The organism is Cryobacterium sp. 10I1 (assembly GCF_035019805.1).
In the GTDB taxonomy this organism is placed as follows: domain Bacteria; phylum Actinomycetota; class Actinomycetes; order Actinomycetales; family Microbacteriaceae; genus Cryobacterium; species Cryobacterium glucosi.
In genome coordinates this window covers 1-3,788 of record NZ_JASJVF010000291.1, presented here as the reverse complement: position 1 = coordinate 3,788, position 3,788 = coordinate 1, and the positions used below count along the sequence as shown (strand labels likewise).

General features: G+C 66.4%; 4 protein-coding genes and 1 pseudogene. 2 read left to right on the top strand and 3 right to left on the bottom strand.

The window, feature by feature from the left end; translation table 11 throughout:
* Window positions 1–217, top strand: a pseudogene (locus QN345_RS16685) (A/G-specific adenine glycosylase); the annotation flags it as partial.
* An 8-nt stretch (window positions 218–225) separates the two neighbouring features.
* On the top strand, window positions 226–954 hold the full coding sequence (locus tag QN345_RS16680; RefSeq protein WP_134445859.1) for a DUF72 domain-containing protein: 729 nt from the start codon (window positions 226–228) through the stop codon (window positions 952–954).
* A 22-nt stretch (window positions 955–976) separates the two neighbouring features.
* Here the strand turns inward: QN345_RS16680 and QN345_RS16675 are convergent, their stop codons facing one another.
* From QN345_RS16675 to infB, 3 genes are all read right to left on the bottom strand, one after another.
* Window positions 977–1,183, bottom strand: coding sequence for a hypothetical protein (locus QN345_RS16675; RefSeq protein WP_134445860.1), 207 nt, complete (start codon window positions 1,181–1,183; stop codon window positions 977–979).
* 113 nt (window positions 1,184–1,296) lie between these two features.
* Window positions 1,297–1,785: a 30S ribosome-binding factor RbfA gene (gene rbfA, locus QN345_RS16670; RefSeq protein ID WP_134445861.1), complete on the bottom strand. Its 489-nt coding sequence runs from the start codon at window positions 1,783–1,785 to the stop codon at window positions 1,297–1,299.
* A 144-nt stretch (window positions 1,786–1,929) separates the two neighbouring features.
* Window positions 1,930–3,788: translation initiation factor IF-2 (gene infB, locus QN345_RS16665; protein ID WP_323508912.1), on the bottom strand; the 1,859-nt coding region annotated here is incomplete at its 5' end.

The window sequence follows — 3,788 nt, the reverse complement described above, 5'->3', positions numbered from 1 at the left end:
GAAGAAGACCGTTCAGAAGAAGTTCGCCGGCAGCGACCGGCAGGTGCGCGGCCTGATCCTCGCCGAGTTGCGCTCGACGAGGCACCCGGTGACGGATGCCGAGATCGCCACGCTCTGGCCGGACCCCGCCCAGCTCGGTCGGGCCCTGTCCGGCCTCCTGTCCGACGGGCTCGCGGTGCGCGTCGCTGCAGGGTCATACTCGCTCCCCCACGAGTAGGCGCGACCGTGAGCATCCGGATCGGCACCTCCGGCTGGAGTTACGAGCACTGGGACGGGGTGCTCTACCCGTCCGGGCTCCCCGCCGCCCGGCGGCTCGAGGTCTACGCCTCCCGTTTCGACACCGTCGAACTCAACGCGAGTTTCTACCGCTGGCCGCGGGAGTCGACGTTCGCCGGCTGGAGACGCCGCCTTCCCGAGGGATTCCTGCTCTCGGTGAAGGCGCCCCGTGGGCTCACCCACGCGAAGAGGCTCTATGCTCCCGAGGTTTGGGCGGCACGGATCGCCGCGTGCTGGCACGAGCTCGGCGACAAGCGCGCCGTCCTGCTCGTGCAGCTGCCGCCGGCGATGGAGCGCGACGATGCCAGGCTGGACTTCTTCCTCGCCGCCCTGCCGCACTGGATCAGGGTCGCCGTCGAGTTCCGGCACGACAGCTGGCTGTGCGAGGAGGTCTTCGCGATCCTCGAGCGGCACGGCGCCGCATACTGCGTGCTGAGCGGCGCGAACCTGCCGTGTGTCCTGCGCGCGACCGCACCGTTCGTGTACGTGCGGATGCACGGCCCCGATCGAGAGCACCTGTACGGAGGCTCGTACTCGGAGGCCGACCTCGATTGGTGGGCGGAACGCATCCGCGACTGGCAGGGCACAGGACGGGACGTGTTCGTCTACTTCAACAACGACGGCGGTGGAAACGCGGTCCGGAATGCGAGCGGGCTGGCCTCGCGATTCGGGAGCTGAGACCCCGACCGCTGCGACGCGGCTACTTCGCGAGCGTCGCGATCGCCTGGGCCCACAGGAAGAACTTGTTGGTGCCGAGGTCACCGATCGTGTCGATGCCGAACGCCGCCTTGAGGTGCTCGGCATCGCTGTCGCTGACGCCCTGGAGCGCCGCGACCGGCGCCTTCGCGAGCTCCTCCAGAGGGAGCGTTTCGTATGCTTTGTCGAGCTTGGCTGCGATGCCGGCCATGGGGTACCTCCACAGTGAGATGGGCTTTCCGGGGAACGAAAGCGCTTTTAAGCGTAGTTCTCCCCGGTCTCCCTCGCTAGGTGCGCTGAGTCAGCGTCCGCTGGAGGCAACCGCTATTCGGCGTGGTGACCGACGGCGGGAGTCTCGTCCTCGTCGTCGTCGTCATCGTCGTCGCCCTCGAACTCGCGCGGCTTGACGTAGGGGTCTTCGTCGCCGGCGTACTGGGCGCCCTGTGCGAGCGCGCCGACCTGGCTGTCGCGCTCCCGCGCTTCGCGGAGAAGGTCGTCGATGAGGGCGGCGTTCTCGGGGATCGCGTCCGCGATGAACTCGAGCGACGGGGTCAGCCGGGCGGTGATGTTCTTGCCGACCTCGCTGCGCAGCAGCCCGGTGGCCGCCTTGAGCGCCGCGGCGCTGTCGGTGCGCTCCTCGAGGGAGCCGTAGACGGTGTAGAAAACGGATGCGTGTTGCAGGTCACCCGTCACCTTGACGTCCGTGATGGTCACGAAGCCGAGCCTCGGGTCACGCAGGCCGCGTTCGAGCCGCTTTGCCACGATGACCTTGATGCGGTCGGCCATTTTTCTGGCGCGTTCCGGATCTGCCATGGTCTCACTCCTCTTGCTTCGGTACTGCGTTACGTCGATGCGTGGAAAATCTGGTGAATCGAGAAGCTGTCGTGCTGAGCGACCAACGGGCCTCAGGCCCCTCACGGAGAGGAGCCGGAGACCCGTCGATCAGACGCGGCCTGGTTAGACGCGCGGCTTTTCCTTCAGTTCGATCGTCTCGATCTCGTCGCCGATCTGGATGTCGTTGAACTTGCCGAGACCGATACCGGCCTCGAAGTCCGTACGAACCTCGGTGACGTCGTCCTTGAAACGACGCAGCGACTCGATGCCGAGGTTGTCTCCCACGACGACGCCGTTGCGGATGACCCGCGCCTTGGCGTTCCTCGTGATGACACCCGAGCGGACGATGACGCCGGCCACGTTTCCGAACTTGGACGAGCTGAACACCTCGCGGATCTCGGCGACACCACTCTGCACCTCTTCGAACTCGGGCTTGAGCATTCCCTTGAGGGAGTTCTCGATGTCCTCGAGCGCGTTGTAGATGACCGAGTAGAACCGCACGTCGACACCCTCGCGGGCTGCACGCTCGCGGGCCTTGGTGTCCGGGCGCACGTTGAAGCCGATGATGATGGCGTTGTCGACGGTGGCGAGGTTGACGTCGCTCTCCGTGACCGCACCGACACCGCGGTGGATGATGCGCAGCTGCACGGAGTCGTCGACCTCGATCTTGAGGAGCGACTCTTCCAGGGCCTCGACGGCACCGGAAACGTCACCCTTGATGATGAGGTTGAGCGATTCGACCTTGCCCTCTTCGAGTGCACGGGTGAAGTCTTCGAGGCTGATGCGCTTGCGGGCCTTGGCCAGCAGGGCGTTGCGCTCGGCGGCTTCGCGCTTCTCGGCGATCTGACGGGCGGTGCGGTCTTCCTGGATGACGAGGAAGGTGTCACCGGCCCGGGGAACGCTCGAGAGGCCCTGGACCTGCACGGCGCGCGACGGCGTCGCGGCGAGCACGGCAACGCCGTTTTCGTCGGCCATCGCACGAACGCGGCCATAGGCCGTTCCGGCGACGATCGAGTCGCCGACGTGCAGCGTTCCCGACTGGATGAGCACGGTTGCGACCGCGCCGCGGCCCTTGTCGAGACGAGCCTCGATGGCGACGCCACGGGCGTCCTTGTCGGGGTTGGCGCGCATGTCGAGTCCGGCGTCCGCGGTGAGGAGGACGGCCTCCAGGATTTCCTGGATGCCGATCTTCTGCTTCGCAGACACGTCGACGAACATGACGTCTCCGCCGTACTCTTCGGCGACGAGCCCGAATTCGGTGAGCTGCTGGCGCACCTTCTGCGGGTTGGCGCCTGGCTTGTCGATCTTGTTGACCGCGACCACGATCGGCACATTGGCCGCCTGGGCGTGGTTGAGGGCCTCAATGGTCTGGGGCATGATGCCGTCGTCCGCCGCGACCACGAGGATCGCGATGTCCGTCACCTGGGCACCACGGGCACGCATGGCGGTGAACGCCTCGTGGCCCGGTGTGTCGATGAAGGTGATGGCGCGGTCGATGCCCTCGTGCTCGGTGATGACCTGGTACGCGCCGATGTGCTGGGTGATTCCGCCGGCTTCGCCAGCGGCTACCTTCGCGTTACGGATCGCATCGAGGAGCGCGGTCTTTCCGTGGTCGACGTGACCCATGACGGTGACGACCGGCGGACGGGCCTTGAGCTCGTCATCGGTCTCTTCGGCCAGTTCCTGGTCGATGTCGATGTCGAAGCCGAGAAGCAGTTCGCGATCTTCGTCGTCGGGCGAGACCATCTGGATCTTGTAACCGAGTTCTTCACCGAGCACATCGAAGGTCGCCTCGTCGAGGGACTCCGTCGCCGTCGCCATTTCACCGAGGTGGAACAGCACGGTGACGAGGTTTCCGGGGCTCGCGTCGATCTTGTCGGCGAAGTCCGTGATCGAGGCGCCGCGGCGACGGCGTCGCGGCGAGCACGGCAACGCCGTTTTCGTCGGCCATCGCACGAACGCGGCCATAGGCCGTTCCGGCG